This window comes from Methylomonas defluvii, assembly GCF_033949435.1.
GTDB classification, from domain to species: domain Bacteria; phylum Pseudomonadota; class Gammaproteobacteria; order Methylococcales; family Methylomonadaceae; genus Methylomonas; species Methylomonas defluvii.
Genome location: NZ_JAXARY010000016.1, coordinates 83,377 through 106,826 on the forward strand (window position 1 = coordinate 83,377; position 23,450 = coordinate 106,826).

Here is a 23,450-nt window from a genome sequence, read left to right on the forward strand (position 1 = left end):
ACTATCTTTCGCCGCGTTCGATGATGATGCCGACGTCGCGAGCGCGGCTAATCGCGCCTTTCTTGTTTAGGGTGATTTTTACCCAGGGAATCGCAAATTCGCTGCGTAAAATGCCGGCAATTTCTTCTATCAGCTTTTCCACTAAATAAAATTCGCTGTGCTCGACAAAGCTGACAACGCGATCCGAAACGGCTTTATAGTCCAGTGTGTGGGCAATATCGTCGCTGGCGGCGGCTTTTTGGATGTCAAAGCCCATTTCAATGTCCAGGATGATTTTTTGTTTAATCTTCCTTTCCCATTCGTAAATACCTATCACAGTATCGATTTCAAGCCCGCCTAAAAAGATGATGTCCATCGTTGCTTTCCGGTTATTATATTTCTTGAAGAGGCGGCAGTATCGAGTAAATAGCGCCGCTGTACAAGTATTGACGAGAGGTTGATTAAATGATGGATTGGTTGTTGGTGCCTTTGGCTTACTTAACTGGCTCGGTGTCTAGTGCGATTATCGTCTGTAAGATGATGGGCTTGGCGGATCCTCGGGAAAACGGTTCCGGTAATCCGGGGGCAACCAATGTTATGCGTATCGGCGGTAAAAAGGCTGCGGCGATTACTTTGCTCGGTGACGCTTTGAAAGGGCTATTACCGGTGTTGTTGGCGAAGGCGTTGGCGGTCGATAGTATGGTTCTTTCCATGGTCGTGTTTGCCGCTTTTTTGGGGCACCTTTATCCGATTTTTTTTGAATTTAAAGGTGGCAAAGGTGTGGCAACATCGCTGGGCGTAACGCTCGGTGTTGCTTGGCTATTGGGATTGGTGGTGGCTGCCACTTGGTTTGTTGTTTACAAAATAGGCAGAATTTCGTCGTTAGCTGCTTTGGTAGCTGCAACATTAACGCCCCTTTATGTTTGGCTGATTGTTGGCGATGTCAAATTGATTATTACCTTTACCGTTATTTCTCTGATTTTGCTGTGGCGGCATAAAAGCAATATTCAGCGCTTATTGGCTGGGCAAGAGTCTTGATCAAAGGCTGATTAGCTGCTCCATCGGCCAGCGCGGACGGGCGAAAATTTCCAGGTTTTGGGTTTGCCCCGCCATTAAGCGCTGACATCCTGCATAGGCAATCATCGCGCCGTTGTCAGTGCAAAATTCCGGGCGAGGAAAGCGTATTTCGGCCCCTTCTTTGGCGGCCATCTGTTGTAATTGTCTCCGAATTTCGTGGTTGGCGCTCACGCCACCGGCTACGATTAATGTTTTCAACTGCGTCTGTTGTAACGCCCGTTTGCATTTGATGCTTAATGTTTCCGCGACGGCCTGTTGAAATGCGAAAGCGATATCGGCTTTGTCCTGCTCGGTTTGCTCGGTGGCGTGCAATGCGTTCATTGTGAAGGTTTTCAGGCCGCTAAAGCTAAATTCCAATCCTGGTCTGTCGGTCATCGGTCTGGGGAATTTGAAGCGATTTTGACCATTGCGCGCTAACTCAGCCAATTTCGGGCCGCCGGGATAGTCCAGGCCTAATAGCTTTGCGGTTTTGTCGAACGCTTCGCCCGCGGCATCGTCCAGCGATTCTCCGAGTAAGCGGTATTCGCCAATCGCGCGGACTTCAATAAGCAGGGTATGGCCGCCTGAAATGAGTAATGCGACGAAAGGGTAGGCGGGCGGATTATCCTCCAGCATCGGCGCCAATAAATGTCCTTCCATGTGGTGCACGGCAATAGCCGGTATTTGCCAAGTCCAAGCCAGACTTTGAGCAGTGGCGGCTCCGACTAGCAACGATCCCATCAAGCCGGGGCCTGCTGTATAAGCAATGCCTTCAATGTCATTGGCTGTTAATTCGGCTTCTTTCAATAGCGCTTTGATTAGCGGAACCAGTTTGCGAATATGGTCTCTTGAGGCTAGTTCAGGAACGACGCCGCCATACTCGGCGTGCGTGGCAATTTGGCTGTATAAGGTGTGCGCAATTAAGCCCTTATTGGACTGGTAGACGGCGACAGCCGTTTCGTCGCAAGAGCTTTCTATGCCTAAAACATACATTAGTTTTTGAATTAAAGAATTTTATGAGTATAATCGGCCGTTTTCGGCGGGCTTGCTATCGCCGATAGCGTCAAAAGATACTAACATAAATCGGATTATTGATAATGCCATCAGTTAAAGTTAAAGAGAACGAACATTTTGACATCGCGATTCGTCGCTTCAAACGTGCGTGCGAAAAAGCCGGTGTATTGGCTGAAGTACGCCGCCGCGAGTTTTATGAGAAGCCAACCACCGAGCGTAAACGCAAAGGTGCTGCGGCAGTTAAGCGTCATTTGAAAAAGCTGGCTCGTGAACGGTATGCGCTGAAAAATCTGCGTCGCGGTCGTCCACAAATTTAAGGCAGACAATGGATGCGTTAAAAAAGCGTATCACGGACGATATGAAAGCCGCGATGAAAGGCGGCGAAAAAGGCAGGCTGGGTGTAATCCGCATGATTTTGGCTGCTATCAAGCAGGTTGAGGTCGACGAGCGTATCGAGCTAAGTGATGAGCGAATCATCCTTGTGCTCGATAAAATGCTGAAGCAGCGGCGCGAGTCCATCAAACAGTTCCGAGACGCTAGTCGCAACGATTTGGCCGAAATCGAGGAAGCTGAAGTGTTGGTTATTCAAGATTTTCTACCACAACCGCTCAGTGATGCTGAAATCGATGGCATGGTCGCCGACGCTATCGCTAAAGTGGGCGCCACATCGGTAAAAGACATGGGTGGTGTGATGGCTTTGCTTAAGCCGCAAATGCAAGGTAGAGCTGACATGGCGAATGTCAGTGCGAGAATCAAGGCCTGTTTTATCGCTTAATATCTTGTCGGTAAGATGTCCGGCAGGATACCTCGTCAGTTCATAGATGATCTTTTGGTGCGGGTCGATATTGTCGATCTAATCGATTCGCGCGTCCCTCTTAAAAAGTCCGGCAGCAATTTTACGGCGCGCTGCCCGTTCCATACCGAAAAAACTCCCAGCTTTTCAGTTAATCGCGGTCGGCAGATATATCATTGCTTCGGTTGTGGAGCTAGCGGTAATGCAATCGGCTTTTTGATGGAATTTAACCATCTGGGCTTTGTTGAGGCGGTCGAGGATTTGGCAGCCTTTGCCGGCGTGGATGTGCCTAGGGAGTTGATCGATGGCGAGTCTGGGCGGCCGGATAAAAAAACTGTGTCGCATATTTACGAGGTGTTGGCGGGAGTTGCTGGGTTTTACGCCGAGCAATTGCGCGGAAATGCCGAGGGTAGGATCGCTGTAGATTATTTGAAAGCCCGGGGTGTCAGTGGTGAGGTGGCGCGGGATTTTTCTCTGGGGTATGCGCCAAATAAGTGGGACGCCCTGTTGGCGCGTTTCGATCAAGCGGATTTGATCGAGGCTGGTATGCTGGTGGTCAGGGATGATGGCAAGGTTTACGACCGCTTTCGCGGTAGATTGATGTTTCCGATCAGGGATAAACGGAAGCGAGTGGTGGGGTTTGGTGGTCGAGTATTGGATGATGCTTTGCCCAAATACCTGAATTCGCCGGAGACTGCGGTTTTTTCTAAAAGTAAGGAGCTTTATGGGCTTTGTGAGCTTTTAGAAAAGAATAGCAAGCCCGGTCGGATACTGGTGGTAGAGGGTTATATGGATGTGATTGCCCTGGCTCAGTTTGGCATTTCCAATGCGGTCGCGGCGCTGGGTACTGCAACTTCCAAAGCGCAAATCGATTTATTGTTCCGATTTACCTCTGAATTGGTGTTCTGTTTCGATGGTGACAATGCCGGCAGGCAGGCGGCCTGGAAGGCTGCCGATGCTGCTTTGCCTTGTTTGCGTGATGGCAGGCAAATCAAAATAATGCTATTGCCACAGGGGCAAGATCCGGATTCTCTGTTGCGTTCTGAAAATTCATCCGCATTTATGGAACGAATTGCTAATGCGCAGGTCTTGTCTGATTACTTTTTCGAGAATATTGTCGGGCAATTGGAATTGACAACCGTTGAGGGGCGGTCTCAGTTGCTAGCGACAGCAACGCCTTTGCTGGAAAAAGTTCCTGCCGGGTTTTTTAGGGAAATGATGTTTGCCCGTTTGCAAGAGTTGTCGGGTTCCCGAATTGCCGTGGATGTTGTCGAAAATCAGGCTAGACTTAAGTCTAAATTTTATGCTGGCAAAAAGGGCATCTCTTCGCCAAGAATCAGTTTGGCTCGCAAGGTATTAGGGTTGTTGCTTCAACACCCGCATTTTGCAAGCTTGATTGAGCGTGAGGGAGTTATTCTCGATGATTTGAGTTTTGCCGGAGTGGAGTTATTAAGAGAGGTGTTGCAACGGATTGCCCTTGAAAAGCCGGAAAATAGCGCCATCTTGTTGGAGTCTTTCCGAGGAACATCCCAGGAAAAAGCTGTAAAAGCTTTAGCTAGTTTAGATCTCGATGTACCGGTGGGCGGGGAAGAGTCCGAGTTTTGCGGTGCGTTGCGACAGCTTTGTAAACAGGCCAAGGAAGCTATGCTAACCCGATTGATCGAAAAGGAGGGTCGAGAAGGCTTAATGATTGAAGAAAAAGAGATACTGCGGAAGCTTTTAAGGGATAAGGCCTAGGTGACCGCATTAATTTTTGCCGTTATAATTTCCTGTTCTGCGGCGCTTGGTGCTGAAAACGTATTGTGAGTAAAGAATGAATCAAGAACAACAGCAATCCCAACTGAAACAACTGATAGCAAAAGGCAAGGCGCAGGGTTATTTGACTTATGCGGAAGTCAACGACCATTTGCCTAGCGATATTATCGATCCCGAGCAAATCGACGATATTATCGGCATGATCAATGATATGGGGATTCAGGTTTATGAGGTGGCGCCGGATGACGATGACTCGCTGATAACCTCAGATGCCGTCGTTACTGCAGATGACGACGAGGAAGTGGCTGAAGTCGCAGCCTTGGCGTCTGTCGATAGCGAGTTCGGCCGAACCACCGATCCCGTGCGCTTATATATGCGTGAAATGGGTTCGGTTGAGTTATTGACTCGCGAGGAAGAATTAAAAATTGCGAAACGGATTGAGGAAGGGCAACGCCAAGTAGTGGGGGCCATTGCCCGATCCGGGTTTATTGTCGAAACTTTTATCGAAGCATTTGATTCCGTTCAGGTTGAAGACTCCGGCGTACGACTCAACGATTTGGTGTTGGGTTTTGTCGATCTCACTGAGGTTGAGGATATTGACGTCAGCGGTATCGAGATTGAAGAGCCTGCTGAGGATGCTGAAGAAGAGAGCAAAACCGTTGATTACGAAGAGGTTAAGCAAAAAGTCGAGTTGCTCAGAAAAGCTTTAAAAGCCGCGACGACCTCAGTTAAAAAACATGGTTACGGCCATGATAAAACCGAAAAACTGTTTGATGCGATAGACGAAATATTTTGCGAGTTTAAATGGACGCCGCAGTATTTGAAAAAAATGGTATCCATTTCTGAAGAGTTGATTTCAGCTATTCGCGAAGAAGAGCGTTTCATACTGGATGTTTGCGTCAAGAAAGCAAAAATGCCGCGTAAAGACTTTATCAATGCTTTTGCCGAGAATGAGGCTAACCTTGAGTGGTTGGATCAATTTATCGCTGCAAGGCCTAATTTTTCTGAGGTTTTCAGTAGTCACCGTGAGAATATTAGGGCGGCACAGCAGCGATTGGCCGATATCGAGTCTCGCTACGGCTTGAGCATTGCTGTTCTGAAAAGTATTTGTCGTAGCATCTCCTTAGGGGAAGCTAAAGCCAGGCGCGCTAAAAAGGAAATGATCGAAGCTAATTTGCGCTTGGTTATTTCTATTGCCAAAAAATACACCAATCGCGGCTTGCAGTTTCTGGATTTGATTCAGGAAGGCAATATTGGTCTGATGAAGGCTGTCGATAAATTTGAATATCGACGCGGTTACAAATTTTCTACCTACGCAACATGGTGGATCCGTCAGGCGATTACCCGTTCCATCGCTGATCAGGCCAGAACTATTCGTATTCCGGTACACATGATCGAAACCATTAACAAGCTGAATCGCGTCTCCAGACAGATTTTGCAGGAGCTGGGTCGCGAGGCTACACCGGAAGAATTGGCTGAGCGTATGGAAATGCCCGAGGACAAAATTCGCAAAGTGTTGAAGATTGCCAAAGAGCCGATTTCAATGGAGACACCGATTGGTGACGACGAAGATTCGCATTTGGGTGATTTTATTGAAGATTCCAAGATGCTTTCGCCGGTAGAGTCTGCTACAATCGCCGGCCTTCGCGAGTCCACTCAAAATGTATTGGCGGGCTTAACAGCTAGAGAGGCCAAGGTGCTCCGGATGCGTTTCGGTATCAACATGAATACCGACCATACACTGGAAGAGGTTGGCAAACAGTTTGACGTGACCCGTGAGCGGATTCGTCAGATCGAAGCAAAAGCGCTGCGGAAACTAAGGCATCCTTCCAGATCAGAGCAGTTAAGATGTTTTCTTGATGGCGAGTAAGGCGTTTTCAGTGTTCTTAAGCTAGATAATTAAGGGCCCTTAGCTCAGTTGGTTAGAGCTTCCGACTCATAATCGGCAGGTCGTAGGTTCAAGTCCTACAGGGCCCACCACAGATAACAGGCCGTTTGCGCGGCCTTTTTTTATACGCGCAAGTTTTAATTTTGGCGAGGGTGTAACCGTGAATAAAAACTACCTTTTTACCTCAGAGTCTGTTTCGGAAGGTCATCCGGACAAAGTTGCTGACCAAATTTCAGATGCTGTCGTTGATGCCTTGCTGGCTCAAGACCCTCGTTCCAGGGTAGCCTGCGAAACACTGGTCAAGACCGGTATGGTGGTTTTGGCCGGCGAAATTACCACCAATGCTTGGGTGGATACCGAAGAGTTGGTCAGAAAAGTAGTTTGCGAGATTGGTTACGACAACGGCGAAATCGGCTTTGACGGTAATAGCTGCGCAGTATTGAACGCCATCGGTAAACAGTCAGCCGACATCGCGATGGGTGTTGATGAATCGGAAAACCACGAACAAGGTGCCGGCGACCAAGGTTTAATGTTTGGATATGCCAGCAACGAAACCGACGTGTTAATGCCGGCCCCTATTACCTACGCGCATCGTTTGGTTGAGAGACAAGCCTTGGTGCGGAAGAATAAAACCCTGACATGGCTGCGTCCGGATGCAAAAAGCCAGGTGACTTTCCGTTACGAAAACAACAAGCCGGTCGCCATTGATGCCGTCGTTCTATCTACCCAGCATTCCCCGGAAATAGGTGGCAAACAACTGGAAGAAGCGGTAATGGATGAAATCATCCTGCCGACCTTGCCGAAAGAGTGGCTGCACAAAGATACTAAGTATTTCATCAATCCTACCGGCCAGTTCATCATCGGCGGTCCCGTGGGCGACTGCGGCTTGACCGGCCGTAAAATCATCGTCGATACCTACGGTGGCATGGCTCGCCATGGTGGCGGCGCGTTTTCCGGTAAAGATCCATCAAAAGTGGATAGATCCGCGGCCTATATGGGACGCTATGTGGCAAAAAACATCGTTGCCGCCGGCCTGGCAGAGCGTTGCGAAATTCAGGTCTCCTACGCGATCGGCGTCGCTGAGCCTACTTCCATAAGCATCGAAACCTTCGGTACTGGCAAAATCGAAGAAGAACGCTTGGTGCAAATCGTGCGCGAGCACTTCGATTTGCGGCCGAAAGGCTTGATTGCCCAATTGGATTTATTAAAACCGATTTATCGTCCAACTGCCTCTTACGGCCATTTTGGTCGTAACGAAGCCAGCTTCAGCTGGGAAAAAACCGACAAAGCCGAAGCATTGAAAGATGCTGCGGGCATTTAATCCGGATCAGGAAAACATTATGAGCCAAGCCGATTACAAAGTTGCCGATTTAGCCCTAGCTGAATGGGGTCGTAAAGAAATTAATATCGCCGAAACCGAAATGCCGGGTTTGATGGCTTTGCGCGCCGAGTTCGGCTCGCAACAGCCACTGAAGGGCGCGCGTATCGCCGGTTGTTTGCATATGACCATTCAAACTGCGGTATTGATAGAAACGCTGACGGCATTGGGTGCGGAAGTCCGCTGGTCCTCCTGCAATATTTTCTCCACTCAGGATCATGCAGCGGCTGCGATAGCTGCTGCCGGTATTCCTGTTTTTGCCTGGAAAGGCGAAACCGAGGCGGAAGCGGAATGGTGTATCGAACAAACCATTCTTGGCCCTGACGGTTGGCGTCCGAATATGATACTGGACGATGGTGGGGACCTGACAACCATGATGCACAATAACTTCCCCGAATTGATGGCGGATGTGAAAGGCTTGTCCGAAGAAACTACCACCGGCGTGCTGCGTCTGACCGAAATGGTGGCGAAAGGCACGTTAAAAGTTCCGGCGTTTAACGTCAACGATTCGGTCACCAAATCCAAGTTCGACAATCTTTACGGTTGCCGCGAATCTTTGGTCGACGGCATCAAACGTGCCACCGACGTCATGGTCGCCGGCAAAATTGCCGTGGTCTGCGGTTATGGCGATGTAGGTAAAGGTTGCGCGCAATCCCTGCGCGGTTTGGGCGCCACGGTTTTGATCACCGAAATTGACCCGATCTGCGCGTTGCAAGCGGCTATGGAAGGCTACCGTGTAGTGACCATGGACGAAGCGGCGCCTATTGCCAACATCTTTGTTACTGCTACGGGCAACGTCGGAGTCATTACTCACGATCACATGAAAGCGATGCGTGATCAGGCTATCGTCTGCAATATCGGCCATTTCGATTCGGAAATCGATATTGCGTCCTTACGCCACTACACCTGGGAAAACATCAAGCCCCAGGTCGATCATGTCATCTTCCCTGACGGCAAGCGCATTATCGTGTTGGCAGAAGGTCGTCTGGTGAATTTGGGCTGCGCCACCGGCCATCCTAGCTTCGTCATGTCCAACTCGTTTTGTAACCAAGTATTGGCGCAGATCGAGCTTTGGACCAACGCATCCAGCTATGAAAACAAAGTTTACGTATTGCCGAAGAAACTTGATGAGAAAGTCGCGCGTTCGCATTTGGCGCAAATCGGCGTCAAGCTGACCGAATTGACGAAAGAACAGGCGGCGTATATTAATGTACCGGTGGAAGGTCCTTACAAACCGGATCATTATCGTTATTAAGGCTTAGATCAATCTAACCGGAAAGGGGCGCAAGCCCCTTTTTTATGCAAGCTATGAATAATCAAACTATCGTTCAGCGCGATCTTGCCGTGCTCTGGCACCCGTGTAGTCAGATGAAAGACCACGATGCTCGGGCATCTGCGGCGGATGCGTTGCCGTTGATTCCAATTAAATCGGGCCAAGGCGTCTGGCTGGAAGATTTCGACGGTAACCGCTATCTGGACGCAATCAGTTCCTGGTGGGTCAATCTGTTTGGTCATGCCAATCCCATAATCAATCAAGCGCTGCGAGATCAGCTTGATACGCTTGAGCATGTCATCCTCGGTGGATTTACCCATGAGGCGGCGTTAACACTGGCGGAAAAGTTGGTGGAAATTACGCCGCCGGGTTTGGATAAGTGCTTCTACGCGGATAACGGTTCATCAGCGGTCGAAATCGCACTAAAGATGAGTTTTCATTATTGGCGCAATCGCGGACAAACGCAAAAAACCAAATTCATCACGCTGGAAAACAGCTATCACGGCGAAACCCTGGGGGCATTGGCGGTTGGTAACGTGGCTTTATACAAGGAAACCTACGCGCCATTGTTGATGGATGTGATCACGGTAGCCGGCCCCGATTGTTACTATCGCGAAGATGGCGAAAGTTGGGAGGCCTATTCCATCCGCCGTTTCGCGGTCATGGAGCAAGCTTTGGCAGAACATGCTGGCGATGTCTGTGCGGTGATTATCGAACCGCTGGTGCAATGCGCCGGCAGTATGCGCATGTATCATCCGGTGTACCTAAAACTGCTACGTGAAGCGTGCGATAAATACCAAGTGCATTTGATCGCCGACGAGATTGCCGTCGGCTTTGGCCGTACCGGAACCTTGTTTGCCTGCGAACAAGCGGCCATCAGTCCGGATTTTATCTGCCTATCCAAAGGGCTGACCGGCGGCTATTTACCCTTGTCCGCCGTGTTGACCAGCAATCAGGTCTATCAAGCTTTTTACGATGATTATCAAAATCTTACTGCCTTTTTACACTCGCATAGCTATACCGGCAACGCATTGGGTTGCCGGGCGGCTTTGGCGACGCTGGGGATATTTGAGCAGCAAAATGTCATTGCAAACAATCGGTATTTGGCTGGGCTAATGACTAAAGCCGTAGCGCGATTTAAGGAGCATCCCAACGTCGCCGAAGTACGGCAAACCGGCATGATCGTTGCGATCGAATTAGTTAAAAATAAGCATACGCGCGAAGCCTATCCTTGGCAGCAGCGACGCGGATTGGCCGTTTATCGCTATGCTTTGAGTCGGGGCGTGTTGCTGCGGCCCCTGGGGAATGTGATTTATTTCATGCCGCCTTATGTGATCAACGAGCAGGAGATACAACTGATGGCAGACGTGGCCTGGCAGGGCATCCAACTGGCGGTGCAGGACTAATGCGAGTGTCGCGCTTATATGTTGCTGAGTCGCTCAATGTGGGCGGACGTGTCGAATTGGATGACGATGCGGCCCATTACGTGCGCAGTGTGCTGCGCTTAAAGCAGGATCAGAGCATCGTGCTGTTTAACGGCCACGGCGGAGAATATCTGGGCCGTTTCTCTGAGGTCAGCCGTAAGACCGTGCGGGTAGAAATCGAGCAGTTCGTTGATCGTAACGTCGAATCGCCGCTGGCGATCAATCTGGGTTTGGGCATTTCTCGCGGTGATCGGATGGACTGGGCGGTACAAAAAGCCGTCGAACTAGGCGTTACAAGGTTAACGCCTTTGGTAACCGAGCGTTGCGTGATCAAATTCAACGACGATAAAAAGCAGCAACGTTTACTGCATTGGCAGCATATTGTCCAGCACGCGGCCGAACAGTCCGGAAGAACGTATTGTCCGCCAATTGGCGAGATAACGAATTTAGCTGATTGGGTTGCCAGCCAGCAAGGCTTAAGAGTGTTTCTCGATCCCTATGCCGAGCAATCCCTGGCGGACCTAAAGCCGGAAAATCCCTGTGTTACCTTGCTCTCCGGACCGGAAGGCGGATTTAGCGAGCAAGAACGCCAAATTGCCAAGACGGCAGGATTCGTTCCGGTGCGAATGGGTGCCCGGATCTTGCGTACCGAGACTGCGGTGTTATCGGCATTGACCGCTGTGCAAACCTTATGGGGAGATTTTCGTTGATCCGCTGGATTGTCTATGCGTTGCTGCCGTTGCTTATATTGGTCATTGCCGCCACGACTGCGAGCATGCTGGGGTACGGTTTGCTGTGGCTTGCCGGCGATATTTTGCCGTTGGCAAAAGTTATCAGCAAAATTACCTTGGTGCTGTTGCTGTTGAGTATTTTTCCGTTAAAGAACTATCTGCAATTCAGTTGGGCGGATTTGGGATTCGCGCCCAAAGCGATATTTTTCAAACAAATGGGCCAAGGTCTGGCCTTGGGCTTATTGACCTTGCTGCCGGTGCTGTTGACGCTGTATTGGCTGGATGTTCATATCTGGGACGACACCCGGCATTGGACGGTGGGCAAAATAGCTGAAAAAATCGGATTGGGTTTGTTTTTTGCGATGCTGATTGCGGTCGGCGAAGAAATGCTATTTCGCGGCCTGCTGCTGGGGGCTTTAGGCCGGAAAATGTCAATGATGGCAGCCGTGACAATTAGCTCAATCTATTATGCGGCGCTACATTTTTTGAAAAGTAAGTCGCAACTGGTTTACGCCGATTTAACGCCGGGCAGTGGTTTAAAATTAATCGCCGAAGCGTTTGCCAATTGGTTGAACCCGCAGATAATCAGCGCCTTGCTGGCTTTATTTGTGGTTGGTGTGTTTTTAGCAATTCTCAGAAGTCGGGTGCCGCAAAGCCTGGGTCTATGTATCGGTTGTCACGCCGCGTGGGTCTGGCAGATTAAAGTGAGCAGAGATTTGTTCAACGTCAATTTGCAAGCGGATTCACTGTTTCTGGTCAACACCTATTACGACGGCGTGGTGGGCCCTTTGGTTAGTAGCTGGTTGGTATTCGCGCTAATTGTTTATGGGGTATGGACCCAGTGGCCAGCTAAAGCCGCACGCGGCAATTAGATCAAAACGCCATACCAACTTGAAAAAATGATTGCCAGATACCATGGTGTTTTGCAATATTTCTCTCCATCATTTCCAGTGCATCATAAGAGGACATATTTATGCGCAGAGTTAGACCGAACACTTCCGTTCTTCTGTTAACTTTACTGGTCGCTGGTTGTGCTAGCGAGCCAGCCGCTCCGACCAAGCAGGCGGACAAAATTCTGTCCGGTGAACAAATGTTGCGGGATAGTCAGGGCATTGCGCAGTTGGGTAGCCGTTGGCAGGAAGGTAAGCAAATGGTCGAACGCGGACAAGTGATGCAACGTGAGGGCCAGATAAAGATTGACGAAGGCCGCAATCTGGTTGAGGAAGGCCAAAAAATAATGCGTGAAAGTGAAGAGGGTTATAAAAACATAAAACAGTAGGCAACCCGTATACCGTTACAGGATGCTTTTTATAAAGGTTAGCGATGATAGAGCTTTTCAGTCCGGTGGCTGGCAGCGTTTAAGCGCTTTGGCTACCGGATTGATGCGGTTAAGCCGCGTTGCTGTCTTGAGTCTTTGGGTTTTGCGGCACTAAGGTTAAGACGGTTTTGGGTATTTTAATGCCTGAGTGATGGATATCCCGATATTCCAGCTGCATGTTGTAGCAAAAAGCGCATAGCGAAGCATTTGGCAGAAATTGCAATTCGTCTGGCGGAATTTCATCCCCGCACCTTGAGCAAAAGCTTAACTGCGTTGCCTTTGGTTTCATGTTTCCCCCTCTTTCTCGTAAAAATCGCTGCTGAGGATAAACGGAATATTTCTTGCCTTCTGTTGGAACGCCGGCATTTTTCAACACTCCGTTGTTAGGGCAATGTGATAAAGTCCAAAGTTCCTGAACTACCCCCGGGTACCGGCGCTAATCGGTGCTTGCGACATAGTGCAAATATGCGAAATATCTAATGCGATTATCCAAGCACTGACGATTCCGTAGCAAGCTTTTTTCGCTGTGTGGCGCAAGAATTTTAAAAATATGCTACTCCAAGTGCTTTAGGAGGATTATGCGTCGGAGCAAGCTGCTATGACAGATGAGATGAAGCAGGTGGGCCGGATTGAGGCCGCGCAGGGGCCGGTGGTCGATGTGCGTTGCGAATATCTGCCGCCAATCGGTCAGGCGCTTGATGTTGTAAACGGTGGCGGTCGCTATGTGCTGGTCGTGTTTCAGCATCTGGAGCCTACGCTGATTCGGGCGATTGCTTTGCATTCGGTTTCGGGCTTATTTCGCGGCATGCCGGTGTTTGATCGTGGCGATGCTCTCAATGTGCCGGTCGATCCCTGTTGTTTGGGGCGCATGCTCAATGTGTTCGGCGATCCGCTTGATGGCGGCCAGCCTTTACCTAACATTAATTTCCGCAATATTCTCTCCGCTCCGCCCTTACTGTCCGATACGCTGCCTGCCTCGCAAATCTTGGAAACCGGCATCAAGGTCATCGATCTGCTTTGCCCGTTCGTGCGTGGCGGTAAAACCGGCTTGTTCGGCGGTGCCGGCGTCGGCAAAACCGTGCTGATGATGGAGTTCATGCACGCGGTGAGCGTGGCGATGCAAGGTGTATCGGTTTATGCCGGCGTTGGCGAACGCATGCGTGAAGGCCACGAACTCTGGCATGAAATGGCTGATGCCGGCGTATTACCTAAAGCACTACTGGTCTACGGGCAAATGGACGAATCGCCCGGCGTGCGCTTTCATGTCGGTTACACCGCCTTGGCCTATGCCGAGTATTTGCGCGATACGCTGGATACCGAAGTACTGTTTCTGATGGACAATATTTTTCGCTTCGTCCAGGCCGGCAGCGAAATTTCCGGTTTGCTGGGGCGGATGCCGGCCACGGTCGGTTATCAACCGACCTTGTTGACCGAGGTCGCGTCGCTGGAAGAACGTATCGTCTCCACCAAATCGGGCTCCATCACCTCGGTGCAGGCTGTGTATGTGCCGGCCGATGACATGTCTGATCCGGCAGTGGCTACCATCCTTGGGCATCTGGATAGCGTGGTCATCTTATCGCGGCAACAGGCCGCCAAAGGAATATATCCGGCCATCGATCCTTTACGCTCCAGCAGCCGGATCATGGATCACCATATCCTGGGCGACCGGCACTACCAGGTGGCGCGTGCGGTCCGCGAGCATTTGTCGCGCTATCGAGAATTGGAAGATATTATCGCTATGCTCGGTATCGAAGAACTCTCGCAAGAGGACCGCCGCATCGTCGAACGGGCGCGCCGCTTGCAACGTTATCTGACCCAACCGTTTACCACCGTTGCCGACCATACCGGCATGCCGGGCGTGCGCGTGCCGCTGGCGCAAACTATTGCCGACTGCGAAGCATTCATGGACGGCCAATATGACCAGCTCAGCGAAGCCGATTGCTATATGAAAGGGGCAATGTCGGCATGAACGGGTTTGCGTTAACTTTGCTGGATAGTCGTGGCGCCGAGCATTTCGATACCGTTACCCAGTTTATCGGTGCCGATGCCGACGGCAGTTTCGGGATTTTGGCCGGGCATATTTACTGCGTGGCTTTGCTGAGATACGGGCTGGCCCGTTTCTGCGATCAATCCGATGTCTGGCATTATTTGGCCTTGCCCAGCGGTGTGCTGCGTTTTGCCGACAATCAACTAACTGTGACGACGGTGCGCTATTTTCTCGGCAAAGACCGCGATAGCATCTGCGAACGACTCGCCGCGGAAATGGCCCAGGCCGATTCAGAAGTACATACCGCGCGGGCGACGTTGTCGGAAATTGAACATTCTTTGGTGCGGCGCCTAGCCGAATTGAGTAGTCGCGGATCAGCGGGAATAGTGCCATGAGTTTTCGCAACAAATTAATCGAACACACTCGTCGCGATCTGCGTCGCTTGGAAGATAAAACTCGCCGCCCGGCGAGTTGGGTTGGCATGCTGTTTTATGGCGGCACATTGGGTTTACTGTTTGTAGTGCCTATCGTCGCCGGTGCGTATTTGGGACGGTGGTTGGATACATTGGCTACTGGTTATTCGGTGCGCTGGACTGTCAGTTTGATCGTGTTGGGTATTGGGGTTGGCGCTTATAATGTTTTTCGATTTTTGCAGGAAAAAAGCTGATTTTTTTCGGATTTATTCTTCACGAAAATTCGAAATGAGCGCTATTATTTATTGAAAATACACGAGGAATATTTTACGGCTCTTCGGCGTAGCAAACTTTACATCGATCAACGTTGCACTCAATAACCAGACTAAAATGAAACCACCCTTGCTGCGTTTAACTCTTCCCTTATTAGCCTTATTTTTATTAAATGCTTGCACCAGCAGTTCGCCGGTAAAACGAGAGAAAATGGCTTCGGTTAGGCCGAATATCGTGCAACAGCGACCGTCTTATCAACCGCAACCGACGCCGTATAAATCAGCATTTTATACGGGGACGTTCCCAAAACCGGCGGCGTTGGAGCCGGCCGTGGATTTCTGGCGAAAAACCTATGCGGTCTGGCAGCGTTCCGAAGTGGCTTTTCATGACGACCGTTATTTGGATGTCGTCTACGAAGTGATGACCTTGCCGGGCTACGTTGCGGAAGGCTTGACGGCAGAACAAAAAGACATGATCAGCCAGCGCCGCGAGTATTGGAAAGCCCAATTGGCGGAATTGGAAAGTAAAGTGCGTTACGGCGCGGCGTTGAATGCCAACGACCGGCAATTGATCGCCAAACTGGAAAATAACGGCAGATCGCTCAATAGCGTATTGCCTGGACTTAGCGACAGATTGCGTTCGCAACGCGGTACTCGCGAGCGTTTTAAACGCGGCTTGGAGATCAGCGGTCGCTATGATTTGCAGTTTAGAAAAACCTTCCGCGATGCCGGCTTGCCTGAGGACTTGGCTTATCTGCCGCACGTAGAGTCTTCGTTTCAACCATCCGCCAAATCTTCCGCCGGTGCGGTCGGCATGTGGCAATTTACCAAGGCTGCCGCCAAAACCTTCATGCCCGGCGGTGATCGCGTCGATCAACGTTACGATCCTTTCGTCTCCGCCAACGGCGCCGCCCGGTATCTGAGTTACGCTTACGGTAAGCTTGGTGATTGGCCGGCGGCGGTAACTTCATACAACCACGGCATCGGCGGGATGAAGCGTGCCCAAAACCAAGTCGGCAGTGACTTCGTGCGTATCGTAGATACCTATGATGGTCCGGCCTTCGGTTTCGCCTCCCGTAACTACTATGCGCAATTCCTGGCCGCCCGCGAAATTGCTTCCAACCCCGAGCAGTTTTTCCGGGAAGGCGTCCGCTACGAAAGTCCGTTGGCTCCCGGTCAATACTTGGCCGTTGAATAAATCAGCGCTTAAAGCTTATTCCAGCGAGGCTGTCGTAAAGGGTAGGCTAGGCTGAACGCAATGAAGCCCAACATTTATATTTTGTTGGGCTTCGCTGTGCTCTGCTCAACCTAGATTGCTGTTCTGTTTGTTTAATTCGAGGTGCGGACATGAATAACGCCGAGTCGGCAGCCGATACTGTTTTTCAACTCGGCCCACTGGCGATCAGTAACACGGTCGTGACTACCTGGGGCGTGATGCTGGTTTTTATGGTGTTAATCTTGTCGCTGCGCTTCAGTAGCCAGTCATCCCCATTGCATAACTTACTCGAAGCGGTAGTCGTGGCCATAGAAGGTGCAATTGCCGAAGTATTACCGGCAGCATCGGTACGGCGGGTGCTGCCGTTCGTGGCCAGCTTGTGGCTGTTTGTGTTGGTGGCTAATTTGGTGGGTTTAATTCCGGAACTCCACGCGCCCACCCGCGACTTGTCCGCCACCGCCGCCTTGGCGGTTCTGGTGTTCGGTTCCACTCACTGGTTCGGGATTCGCGACTGCGGCTGGCGTCAGCATTTTCGCCATTACGCCGAACCCAGTATCATCCTGTTACCGTTTCACATCATCAGCGAATTTACCCGCACCCTGGCTTTAGCCATCCGCCTATTCGGCAACATCATGAGTCTGGAAATGGCGGCCTTGCTGGTATTGTTGATTGCCGGCTTTCTGGTGCCGGTGCCGTTATTGATGCTGCATGTCATCGAAGCAGTGGTGCAGGCCTATATCTTTGGTATGCTGGCGCTGATTTACATTGCCGGTGCGTTGGAACCTGGCGAATCCGATACATCCGCCATTCCCGAGGAATAGCCATGAACGACATCCATTTATTCAGCATGATTTCCACCGGCGTGGCCGGTCTGGTCATTGCTCTCGGCACTATGTTGCCGGCTCTGGCAATGGGCAAAGCCATCGCCGCCGCGCTGGAGGCCCTGGCCCGTCAGCCGGAAGCCGAGAAAACCATCACCCGAACCTTATTTATTGGTTTGGCGATGATAGAGTCCTTGGCGATTTATTGTTTGGTGGTGGCCCTGATTGTGTTGTTTAGAAATCCGCTGCTTGAATATTTTTTAAAATAACTCAACCCAGTTTGCTATATGGCGCTCCAATCGTTTACTTGGACTCTTTGTCCAACCATTCGGTAAATTTGTCGAAAATAAATTTACTGCCGCGCATGGAAAGATGATCGTCATCGTAAAAATAAGACATGTCATCGTGCATGCCGCCGCAAGTCGATTCATCGCATAAATATTCGTAGGCGGGAAAAATCTTAATCCGCTTATGCGTGGCGGCATTGATGGCATCGACCGCGCGTCTGTAGTTTATATTGCGTTCTTCAAAAGACTTTCTGGACACATCGCACTCGGGCAGCGCTTTGTCTGTAATACGCAGTGGGCGCTCGTCCACACAGTTTTTAGCGCTTATACCAATCTCCGGTACGTCTTCAATAAAAACCACCGCTTTGCCCAGCTTTAAAATCTCATTGATGGTTGCGACATAGCCGGAAACAAATTGATTGTAATTTTCCGTCAATACATCATCCGGGCTTTTAATAATCCGATAGAGGTTTTTCGAATCAGTATTGCCGAAGCCAAAACCTTCAATGTACATCGCGCCTCTGGTCGCAAACACTACGCGCTGAATGGATGGGAATTCCTTCAGCAGCTTTAGCACGATAGGAACGACTACCCGGCATCGTGTCGATTTTTCGGCAAATTCTTCCGTCGGATTAATGCTCACCAGATCGATGAATGGCAGGCAGCCATTGACACCGACCAATGCCAGATCGTTCGAGCCCTTGGAAATGGAGTCGTAGACAAATTGCGCGGCGTGACTATCGCCGACCACCAGCATTTTTGGGGTGGCGGTGGTAAAGCGGCACATCAAATAATTGTAACTGGCCCCCTCCAATACCGTCTTACAGCGCTCATCGACCCAGTCCTCCGGTGTGTTGTAGAGCACTGTGCCGTTTACATCGGCATACATTTTGGTTTTGGTCTGCGCATCGGCTTTACGAAAACCCAGTCCGTCCCGAGAATATGAAGCGTAACCGACATAGCCGATACCGAGCATCAGCAGCAGCAGTACCGCGGTCTTGGCTCTGCTGTGACTGCCCAAACGTATCGGTTTTTCAATCAGTATGTAGGTCAGCCAAGCCAATGCCACGGCCAGCAACACCGCAATGGCGCGAATATTCATACTGGGTACGTCGGTCTCGATGATTTGCGCAAAAGACAGCAGGGGCCAGTGCCACAAATACAAGGGAAAACTGATCAAGCCGAACCATACCGCCAGCGGGTGGGATAAGACGATGCGATTAACCCAGGCATTCGGCCCGGCCGATATGATCATGACCGCAGCCAACATCGGGATTACCGCCCAACGGCCAGGGAAATTGAGATCTTTATTGATGATGAAAAAACCGAAGGCCAGCAGCAGCATGCCCAGAATGGAAAGCGCGTTGGCCAGCGTTTTGCCGTCGGCGGCGTGAGAGTTTCGATAAACCGCGCCAGCCAGCCAGCCGTCGAGCTTAAGCTTGATAGCAGAGAACGAGTCCTTCTTGTAGAGCGTTGTCCACGCCAGCAAACTACCGCATAACAGCTCCCAAAACCGGGTTTGTGGGGAGTAAAACGTCGCGACAGGATGGGCGATGACGCCTGTGATATTCAGGCCGAATGAGACGATGGCAATCAGAACCGTAATGGTCAACAGATTGAAGTTCCGCTCCCAGGCAAACCAAAGCAACAAGGGCCAGAAGATGTAAAACTGTTCCTCGATACCCAAGCTCCAAAGATGCAGCAAGGGTTTAGTCTCTCCGGAGTTGTCGAAATAGCCGGCCTCGCTCCACAGCACAATGTTGGAAACGAATCCCGCGCCAGCGGCAATATGCTTGCTCAACTGCTTGTACTCGTCGGCAAACAGCGCGAACCAACCGAAGACGTAACAGGCGACTAACACCAGAATCAGTGCCGGGAAGATCCGCTTAACCCTGCGGGCATAAAACTCGGTGAAGCTGAAAGTACCCTTTTCCAGGTTCTGAAAAATGATGGTCGAAATCAGATAGCCAGAAATCACAAAGAAGATGTCTACACCTATAAAGCCGCCTTGCAAACTGCTGGGAAAGGCATGAAAGGCGATAACCGAGAGCACGGCAATGGCTCTCAAGCCGTCAATATCCGGACGATACTTGGGGTGTGACAGGTGTTCTTGCAAAGAGGTCATAGGGTAAAGAAATGCTAAGTGGGTTCGGACTTTCCATCTAATCTGCTCTAGCCTGGAAAGGCGGGCCGTATTCTAAGCCGTAAGTATTCGAGCCTCAAGACGTGCCTAAGCGGCAAACTGCTCAGGCTAAATTTTCAGACATCGAAACCATTGCGGGGTTTAAGATAGTGGATAAACAAAAGATCGGCGGTATTTTCGGAACAACACCGCAAGTTCATATCCAACAAAACGGGTTACTCATCCATGATGCAATTCGACTGGACAACCTTTATCCTGGAAATCCTCAACTTCTTGGTCCTGGTGTGGATACTGCAACGCTTTCTGTACCGGCCGGTGCTGGCAATGCTCGATGCCCGGCAGCAGCGCATCAAAGACGAAACCGAGCAGGCCGCAAAATTGCGCAACCAAGCGGAAGCCCTGCGCCAACAATACGAACAACGATTAGCCGCTTGGAATCAAGAACAGGAGACCAGTCGCCGGCAACTAGAGGAGGAATTAGCTCAGTTGCGCAATACCGCGACGGAGAATTTGAAACAAACCCTAGCCGATGAAGAAGCTAAATTGCGGGTCCGCAACCAGACGCTGATTGCGGCACGGGAAGCCGCTTTGATAAGGGAAGCTGCGGGCGCGGCTTACGGGCAAGCTGCGGCTATGTTGCAACGGCTGGCTTCGCCGCAATTGACGCAGACTATTGTCGAGGTATTTTTGCAGGATCTGCTTAACATGCCGGATAGCGAACAAACTGCACTGCGCAAAGCTGCGGCGATGTTGATTGCCGCTTCTGCGGTCGAAGTGCTTGGCGCGCATCCGTTGAGCGAAGCTGAGCGATCACGGATAACGCAAACCTTGTCGATCGTTGCCGGACAAACTTTGCAAATCACGTTCAAGGAAGACCCTTCATTGATCGCCGGCTTGCGCGCCATAGTTGGCGAATGCCAATTGCACGCTAATTTGGCGGATGAATTGGCGTTTTTCCGGCGCCAAGCCAATCATGGTTGAGTCGGTTAAGCCCTACCAATTCGGCCTGCGCTTATCTGAGCGCGGCTGCGTGGCCGGCATTGGCGATGGCATCGCCTGGATCCGCGGCTTGCCCACGGCGCGGCTGGACGAATTGATCGGTTTCGACGACGGCAGCACCGGCCTGGTGTTTCAGTTGGGCCGGGAAGTGTTGGGAGCGATTCTGTTGTCGCAAAACCGTGGCGTCACCGCCGGCATGGCCGTGCAGCATATCGGCCGCAAACTGGAAATTGGCGTTGGCGATACCTTGTTGGGGCGGGTAGTCGATCCGCTTGGCAGTCCGCTGGACGGATTACCTCCGCCGGAGTTACGCCAGTTTCGCTCATTGGAAGCTGCCGCGCCGCCCATCATCGAGCGCGATTTCGTCTCCGAACCTTTATACACCGGCTGTAAGATCGTCGATACGCTGATTCCCATCGGTAAGGGCCAGCGCCAGTTGATCATCGGCGACGACGGCATCGGCAAAAGCGCGCTGGCCCTGGATGCTGTGCTGAACCAACGCGGTCGCAACGTATTGTGCGTGATGGTGTTGATCGGCCAGCCGCGTTCTTCCGTCGCCGGTACCCTAGAAGCGCTGCGTCAGGCCGACGCGCTGGCCTATACCGTGGTGGTGGTCGCTGAGGCCAACGCTTTACCGGGTTTTCGCTATCTGGCGCCCTTTGCCGGCTGCGCGATTGCCGAGCACTGGATGCGCATGGGCCGTGACACCTTGGTGGTCTACGACGATTTGACGCGCCACGCTCAGTCCTATCGCGAGCTATCGCTGCTATTGCAACGGCCGCCAGGCCGGGAAGCCTATCCGGGCGATATTTTTTATCTGCATTCCCGGCTGCTGGAGCGCTCCACCGTGTTGTCTTCGGCCTATGGCGGCGGCAGCATGACCGCCTTGCCGATTATCGAAACCCGCCAGGGCGAGCTGTCGGCGTATATCCCCACCAACTTGATTTCGATCACCGACGGCCAGATTTATCTGGAGAGCAAGCTGTTCGCGGCGGGCATGCTGCCGGCCGTCGACATTGGCCGTTCGGTGTCGCGTATTGGCGGCAAGGCCCAGCATCCGGCCATCAAAACCGCTTCCGCGCATATCCGCTTGGATTATTTGCAGTTTTTGGAACTAGAGTTGTTCGCCCGCTTCGGCACCCGTTTGGAAGCCGGTGTCGAGGAAAAGCTGCAACGCGGCCGTTTGCTTCGGGAAATATTGAAACAGGACCGGCTGCAACCTTTGTCCGAACGCGCGCATCTGGCCTGGTTGCTGGCCTATGGCGAGGGTTTGCTGGAAAACCTCAAACCGGAACAGGCGGCCGGCGTATTGGCCGGGCTACTGGCAAAATTGCCGGATACGTTGAGTTTGGATTCGCCGAAAAAGCAATGGTTGTCAGTGTTGCGGCAACTCTTGGCGGATAAAACATGAGCCAGCGCCGGGAAGTCGAGGCGCGCTTAGCCTTGTTCGACGATTTGTCCGGCATTCTCGGCGCCATGCGCAGTTTTGCCTTGGCCGAGCTGCGGAAAGTGGGTAAGCGTGAAGCCGCGCAACAACAAGTCGTGCAGTCGCTGGAAACGGCCTTGGCCGATTTAGCCGACAGCTTGCCGGAGCCGGCTTTAAGCGCGCCCGCGAAAGACATCTGGCTGTTATTCGGTTCCGTGCGCGGCTTTTGCGGCAGCTTTAACGAAGACGTGATCCGTTACTGGCAGCAAAATGCTGATCAGCAGGGCCCTCTGATTCTGCTTGGCGAACGCCTGCACTCAATGGTTGAGGAACGCGCCGCATTGCAACGGCTGCGCGGTGCCGACGGCGGTTTGGATGCGCCGGCGGCGATAGATAGTATTCTGGCGGCGGTGGCAGAGCTGCGCGGCGTCGAATTTGGGTTGATAGCTTGTATTCGTGACGAACAAGGGGCCCGCAGCCAACGTCTTTGGCCTCTGGCGAATGTGGCCAGCCACGCCCGGCTAAACCCACCGCTGACTTTCGCGCCGGCAGCGGAAGTGGCGCAAGGCGTCGCCGAGCATTATCTGTTTCATACCTTGCTGGCCTTATTGTTACGCTCGATTCGGGTCGAAAACCACATGCGGCTGATGCAGATGGAAACCGCGTTGCGGCATCTTGAGCGCGGCGGCGAGGAATTGAAGCGGCAACGCAATAGGCTGCGTCAGGAAGAAATCGTCGAGGAAATCGAGTTGATGGTGGGGCGGCATTAGCAGTCTGCGTTTAGCCATTCAATGCTTATTCCCGTTGCAGATCTTCCTGTTTGAAGTCTCGCCGCTTATGAATCACACCATGGATATATAAGGTTTCGCCGATTATTTCGCAAAGTATCCGGTATGAATATATGCCGATTTCGCGCACATTTTCCTCGCCAATTTCGGAAACTGTCCTGCCCAGCTTTGGCATGATAGCCAGTACATCCACTTTAGCGAGAACGTCTTGCGTTACGCGGTTTGCGTAGAGTTTGGAATCACGAGCAATAAATTGATGTATCGAGTGGAGGTCTTCGCATGCGGGTTTTGACCAAACAATCACCATTGTTCGATTTCGCGCTTTAACTCTTCGTGGTGAATGAATTGGTCTTCAGCGATAGCTTTGCGGCTTTTGCGTAACTTGTCGACGACGTACAGCTGATACATGATTTCGTCCATGTCTGCGTTGTCAGGCAAACGGTCAATCGATTCCAGCGCTTCCTGTTTTAGAGTGGGTGCTTGCATGAA

At 51.4% G+C, this 23,450-nt stretch carries 25 protein-coding genes and 1 tRNA gene; 21 read left to right on the forward strand and 5 right to left on the reverse strand.

All coding sequences use genetic code 11. From position 1 onward, the window contains the following. Position 1: 1 nt before the first annotated feature. Positions 2–355 (reverse strand): dihydroneopterin aldolase, encoded by a 354-nt coding sequence (gene folB, locus QLH52_RS16765; protein WP_033157689.1) that lies wholly within the window; start codon positions 353–355, stop codon positions 2–4. An 89-nt stretch (positions 356–444) separates the two neighbouring features. Between folB and plsY the strand changes: the two genes are divergently transcribed. Beyond that, on the forward strand, positions 445–1,017 hold the full coding sequence (gene plsY, locus QLH52_RS16770) for a glycerol-3-phosphate 1-O-acyltransferase PlsY (RefSeq protein ID WP_205451504.1): 573 nt from the start codon (positions 445–447) through the stop codon (positions 1,015–1,017). On the opposite strand, the gene tsaD is transcribed toward plsY, so the two are convergent. Then, positions 1,018–2,028, reverse strand: coding sequence for a tRNA (adenosine(37)-N6)-threonylcarbamoyltransferase complex transferase subunit TsaD (gene tsaD, locus QLH52_RS16775; protein WP_033157691.1), 1,011 nt, complete (start codon positions 2,026–2,028; stop codon positions 1,018–1,020). A gap of 104 nt (positions 2,029–2,132) precedes the next feature. On the opposite strand from tsaD, the gene rpsU reads away from it, so the two are divergent. The 17 genes from rpsU to QLH52_RS16860 all read left to right on the forward strand — a co-directional run bounded on the left by rpsU (position 2,133) and on the right by QLH52_RS16860 (position 17,587). Beyond that, positions 2,133–2,366, forward strand: a complete 234-nt coding sequence (gene rpsU / locus QLH52_RS16780) for a 30S ribosomal protein S21 (protein ID WP_020483611.1) — start codon at positions 2,133–2,135, stop codon at positions 2,364–2,366. Positions 2,367–2,374: 8 nt separating this feature from the next. Then, positions 2,375–2,824 (forward strand): GatB/YqeY domain-containing protein, encoded by a 450-nt coding sequence (locus QLH52_RS16785; RefSeq protein ID WP_033157692.1) that lies wholly within the window; start codon positions 2,375–2,377, stop codon positions 2,822–2,824. A 15-nt stretch (positions 2,825–2,839) separates the two neighbouring features. Beyond that, the gene (gene dnaG / locus QLH52_RS16790; RefSeq protein ID WP_205451503.1) at positions 2,840–4,579 is read left to right on the forward strand and encodes a DNA primase; all 1,740 of its coding nucleotides are present in this window, start codon (positions 2,840–2,842) and stop codon (positions 4,577–4,579) included. Positions 4,580–4,655: 76 nt separating this feature from the next. Further along, on the forward strand, positions 4,656–6,467 hold the full coding sequence (rpoD, locus tag QLH52_RS16795; RefSeq protein WP_171697379.1) for an RNA polymerase sigma factor RpoD: 1,812 nt from the start codon (positions 4,656–4,658) through the stop codon (positions 6,465–6,467). Between the two features lie 33 nt (positions 6,468–6,500). Next, positions 6,501–6,577 (forward strand) — tRNA-Ile (locus tag QLH52_RS16800). Between the two features lie 68 nt (positions 6,578–6,645). Next, positions 6,646–7,806 (forward strand): methionine adenosyltransferase, encoded by a 1,161-nt coding sequence (gene metK, locus QLH52_RS16805; protein ID WP_171697380.1) that lies wholly within the window; start codon positions 6,646–6,648, stop codon positions 7,804–7,806. A 19-nt stretch (positions 7,807–7,825) separates the two neighbouring features. Then, entirely contained in the window at positions 7,826–9,118 is a 1,293-nt protein-coding gene (ahcY, locus tag QLH52_RS16810) for an adenosylhomocysteinase (RefSeq protein WP_171697381.1), read from the forward strand. Between the two features lie 53 nt (positions 9,119–9,171). Then, positions 9,172–10,542: an adenosylmethionine--8-amino-7-oxononanoate transaminase gene (locus QLH52_RS16815; protein WP_319962315.1), complete on the forward strand. Its 1,371-nt coding sequence runs from the start codon at positions 9,172–9,174 to the stop codon at positions 10,540–10,542. After that, entirely contained in the window at positions 10,542–11,270 is a 729-nt protein-coding gene (locus QLH52_RS16820) for a 16S rRNA (uracil(1498)-N(3))-methyltransferase (protein WP_319962316.1), read from the forward strand. Before QLH52_RS16815 ends, QLH52_RS16820 begins: the two co-directional genes overlap by 1 nt. Further along, positions 11,252–12,163, forward strand: a complete 912-nt coding sequence (locus tag QLH52_RS16825) for a CPBP family intramembrane glutamic endopeptidase (RefSeq protein ID WP_319962317.1) — start codon at positions 11,252–11,254, stop codon at positions 12,161–12,163. The genes QLH52_RS16820 and QLH52_RS16825 overlap by 19 nt, the downstream gene beginning before the upstream one ends. Before the next feature lie 101 nt (positions 12,164–12,264). Beyond that, positions 12,265–12,570 (forward strand): hypothetical protein, encoded by a 306-nt coding sequence (locus QLH52_RS16830; protein WP_033157699.1) that lies wholly within the window; start codon positions 12,265–12,267, stop codon positions 12,568–12,570. A 637-nt stretch (positions 12,571–13,207) separates the two neighbouring features. Continuing rightward, a complete protein-coding gene (gene atpD / locus QLH52_RS16835) occupies positions 13,208–14,578 on the forward strand; it encodes a F0F1 ATP synthase subunit beta (protein WP_319962318.1) in 1,371 nt (456 codons plus the stop codon). After that, positions 14,575–14,991, forward strand: a complete 417-nt coding sequence (locus tag QLH52_RS16840) for a F0F1 ATP synthase subunit delta/epsilon (RefSeq protein WP_319962319.1) — start codon at positions 14,575–14,577, stop codon at positions 14,989–14,991. The genes atpD and QLH52_RS16840 overlap by 4 nt, the downstream gene beginning before the upstream one ends. Beyond that, positions 14,988–15,263 (forward strand): AtpZ/AtpI family protein, encoded by a 276-nt coding sequence (locus tag QLH52_RS16845; protein ID WP_319962320.1) that lies wholly within the window; start codon positions 14,988–14,990, stop codon positions 15,261–15,263. The genes QLH52_RS16840 and QLH52_RS16845 overlap by 4 nt, the downstream gene beginning before the upstream one ends. A gap of 136 nt (positions 15,264–15,399) precedes the next feature. Continuing rightward, the gene (locus QLH52_RS16850) at positions 15,400–16,479 is read left to right on the forward strand and encodes a lytic transglycosylase domain-containing protein (RefSeq protein ID WP_319962321.1); all 1,080 of its coding nucleotides are present in this window, start codon (positions 15,400–15,402) and stop codon (positions 16,477–16,479) included. A 149-nt stretch (positions 16,480–16,628) separates the two neighbouring features. After that, the gene (locus QLH52_RS16855) at positions 16,629–17,318 is read left to right on the forward strand and encodes a F0F1 ATP synthase subunit A (RefSeq protein ID WP_319962322.1); all 690 of its coding nucleotides are present in this window, start codon (positions 16,629–16,631) and stop codon (positions 17,316–17,318) included. Between the two features lie 2 nt (positions 17,319–17,320). Then, the gene (locus QLH52_RS16860) at positions 17,321–17,587 is read left to right on the forward strand and encodes a F0F1 ATP synthase subunit C (protein ID WP_020483596.1); all 267 of its coding nucleotides are present in this window, start codon (positions 17,321–17,323) and stop codon (positions 17,585–17,587) included. A gap of 34 nt (positions 17,588–17,621) precedes the next feature. Here QLH52_RS16860 and QLH52_RS16865 read toward each other — a convergent pair whose 3' ends face one another. Next, positions 17,622–19,730, reverse strand: coding sequence for an acyltransferase family protein (locus tag QLH52_RS16865; protein WP_319962323.1), 2,109 nt, complete (start codon positions 19,728–19,730; stop codon positions 17,622–17,624). Positions 19,731–19,976: 246 nt separating this feature from the next. On the opposite strand from QLH52_RS16865, the gene QLH52_RS16870 reads away from it, so the two are divergent. The 3 genes from QLH52_RS16870 to QLH52_RS16880 are packed head-to-tail and all read left to right on the forward strand — an operon-like array spanning position 19,977 to position 22,943. Next, the gene (locus QLH52_RS16870; protein WP_425257659.1) at positions 19,977–20,729 is read left to right on the forward strand and encodes a F0F1 ATP synthase subunit delta; all 753 of its coding nucleotides are present in this window, start codon (positions 19,977–19,979) and stop codon (positions 20,727–20,729) included. Then, on the forward strand, positions 20,689–22,158 hold the full coding sequence (locus QLH52_RS16875) for a F0F1 ATP synthase subunit alpha (RefSeq protein ID WP_319962325.1): 1,470 nt from the start codon (positions 20,689–20,691) through the stop codon (positions 22,156–22,158). Before QLH52_RS16870 ends, QLH52_RS16875 begins: the two co-directional genes overlap by 41 nt. Beyond that, positions 22,155–22,943, forward strand: coding sequence for a F0F1 ATP synthase subunit gamma (locus tag QLH52_RS16880; RefSeq protein ID WP_319962326.1), 789 nt, complete (start codon positions 22,155–22,157; stop codon positions 22,941–22,943). Before QLH52_RS16875 ends, QLH52_RS16880 begins: the two co-directional genes overlap by 4 nt. 25 nt (positions 22,944–22,968) lie before the next feature. On the opposite strand, the gene QLH52_RS16885 is transcribed toward QLH52_RS16880, so the two are convergent. Beyond that, a complete protein-coding gene (locus tag QLH52_RS16885; RefSeq protein WP_319962327.1) occupies positions 22,969–23,268 on the reverse strand; it encodes a type II toxin-antitoxin system RelE/ParE family toxin in 300 nt (99 codons plus the stop codon). Beyond that, positions 23,262–23,447, reverse strand: a complete 186-nt coding sequence (locus tag QLH52_RS16890; RefSeq protein WP_171697394.1) for a hypothetical protein — start codon at positions 23,445–23,447, stop codon at positions 23,262–23,264. Before QLH52_RS16890 ends, QLH52_RS16885 begins: the two co-directional genes overlap by 7 nt. Positions 23,448–23,450 lie beyond the last annotated feature (3 nt).

What these genes read in the sequence shown, in the direction of transcription:
- QLH52_RS16850 (WP_319962321.1), top strand. Translation starts at nt 15,400, where the DNA reads ATGAAACCACCCTTGCTGCGTTTAACTCTTCCCTTATTAGCCTTATTT.
- rpsU (WP_020483611.1), top strand. Translation starts at nt 2,133, where the DNA reads ATGCCATCAGTTAAAGTTAAAGAGAACGAACATTTTGACATCGCGATT.
- QLH52_RS16870 (WP_425257659.1), top strand. Translation starts at nt 19,977, where the DNA reads ATGCAATTCGACTGGACAACCTTTATCCTGGAAATCCTCAACTTCTTG.
- QLH52_RS16815 (WP_319962315.1), top strand. Translation starts at nt 9,172, where the DNA reads ATGAATAATCAAACTATCGTTCAGCGCGATCTTGCCGTGCTCTGGCAC.
- plsY (WP_205451504.1), top strand. Translation starts at nt 445, where the DNA reads ATGATGGATTGGTTGTTGGTGCCTTTGGCTTACTTAACTGGCTCGGTG.
- tsaD (WP_033157691.1), bottom strand. Translation starts at nt 2,028, where the DNA reads ATGTATGTTTTAGGCATAGAAAGCTCTTGCGACGAAACGGCTGTCGCC.
- QLH52_RS16820 (WP_319962316.1), top strand. Translation starts at nt 10,542, where the DNA reads ATGCGAGTGTCGCGCTTATATGTTGCTGAGTCGCTCAATGTGGGCGGA.
- QLH52_RS16840 (WP_319962319.1), top strand. Translation starts at nt 14,575, where the DNA reads ATGAACGGGTTTGCGTTAACTTTGCTGGATAGTCGTGGCGCCGAGCAT.
- dnaG (WP_205451503.1), top strand. Translation starts at nt 2,840, where the DNA reads ATGTCCGGCAGGATACCTCGTCAGTTCATAGATGATCTTTTGGTGCGG.
- QLH52_RS16890 (WP_171697394.1), bottom strand. Translation starts at nt 23,447, where the DNA reads ATGCAAGCACCCACTCTAAAACAGGAAGCGCTGGAATCGATTGACCGT.
- QLH52_RS16855 (WP_319962322.1), top strand. Translation starts at nt 16,629, where the DNA reads ATGAATAACGCCGAGTCGGCAGCCGATACTGTTTTTCAACTCGGCCCA.
- rpoD (WP_171697379.1), top strand. Translation starts at nt 4,656, where the DNA reads ATGAATCAAGAACAACAGCAATCCCAACTGAAACAACTGATAGCAAAA.
- QLH52_RS16845 (WP_319962320.1), top strand. Translation starts at nt 14,988, where the DNA reads ATGAGTTTTCGCAACAAATTAATCGAACACACTCGTCGCGATCTGCGT.
- QLH52_RS16825 (WP_319962317.1), top strand. Translation starts at nt 11,252, where the DNA reads ATGGGGAGATTTTCGTTGATCCGCTGGATTGTCTATGCGTTGCTGCCG.
- QLH52_RS16885 (WP_319962327.1), bottom strand. Translation starts at nt 23,268, where the DNA reads ATGGTGATTGTTTGGTCAAAACCCGCATGCGAAGACCTCCACTCGATA.
- atpD (WP_319962318.1), top strand. Translation starts at nt 13,208, where the DNA reads ATGACAGATGAGATGAAGCAGGTGGGCCGGATTGAGGCCGCGCAGGGG.
- folB (WP_033157689.1), bottom strand. Translation starts at nt 355, where the DNA reads ATGGACATCATCTTTTTAGGCGGGCTTGAAATCGATACTGTGATAGGT.
- QLH52_RS16860 (WP_020483596.1), top strand. Translation starts at nt 17,321, where the DNA reads ATGAACGACATCCATTTATTCAGCATGATTTCCACCGGCGTGGCCGGT.
- QLH52_RS16875 (WP_319962325.1), top strand. Translation starts at nt 20,689, where the DNA reads ATGAATTGGCGTTTTTCCGGCGCCAAGCCAATCATGGTTGAGTCGGTT.
- QLH52_RS16880 (WP_319962326.1), top strand. Translation starts at nt 22,155, where the DNA reads ATGAGCCAGCGCCGGGAAGTCGAGGCGCGCTTAGCCTTGTTCGACGAT.
- QLH52_RS16785 (WP_033157692.1), top strand. Translation starts at nt 2,375, where the DNA reads ATGGATGCGTTAAAAAAGCGTATCACGGACGATATGAAAGCCGCGATG.
- QLH52_RS16865 (WP_319962323.1), bottom strand. Translation starts at nt 19,730, where the DNA reads ATGACCTCTTTGCAAGAACACCTGTCACACCCCAAGTATCGTCCGGAT.
- QLH52_RS16830 (WP_033157699.1), top strand. Translation starts at nt 12,265, where the DNA reads ATGCGCAGAGTTAGACCGAACACTTCCGTTCTTCTGTTAACTTTACTG.
- ahcY (WP_171697381.1), top strand. Translation starts at nt 7,826, where the DNA reads ATGAGCCAAGCCGATTACAAAGTTGCCGATTTAGCCCTAGCTGAATGG.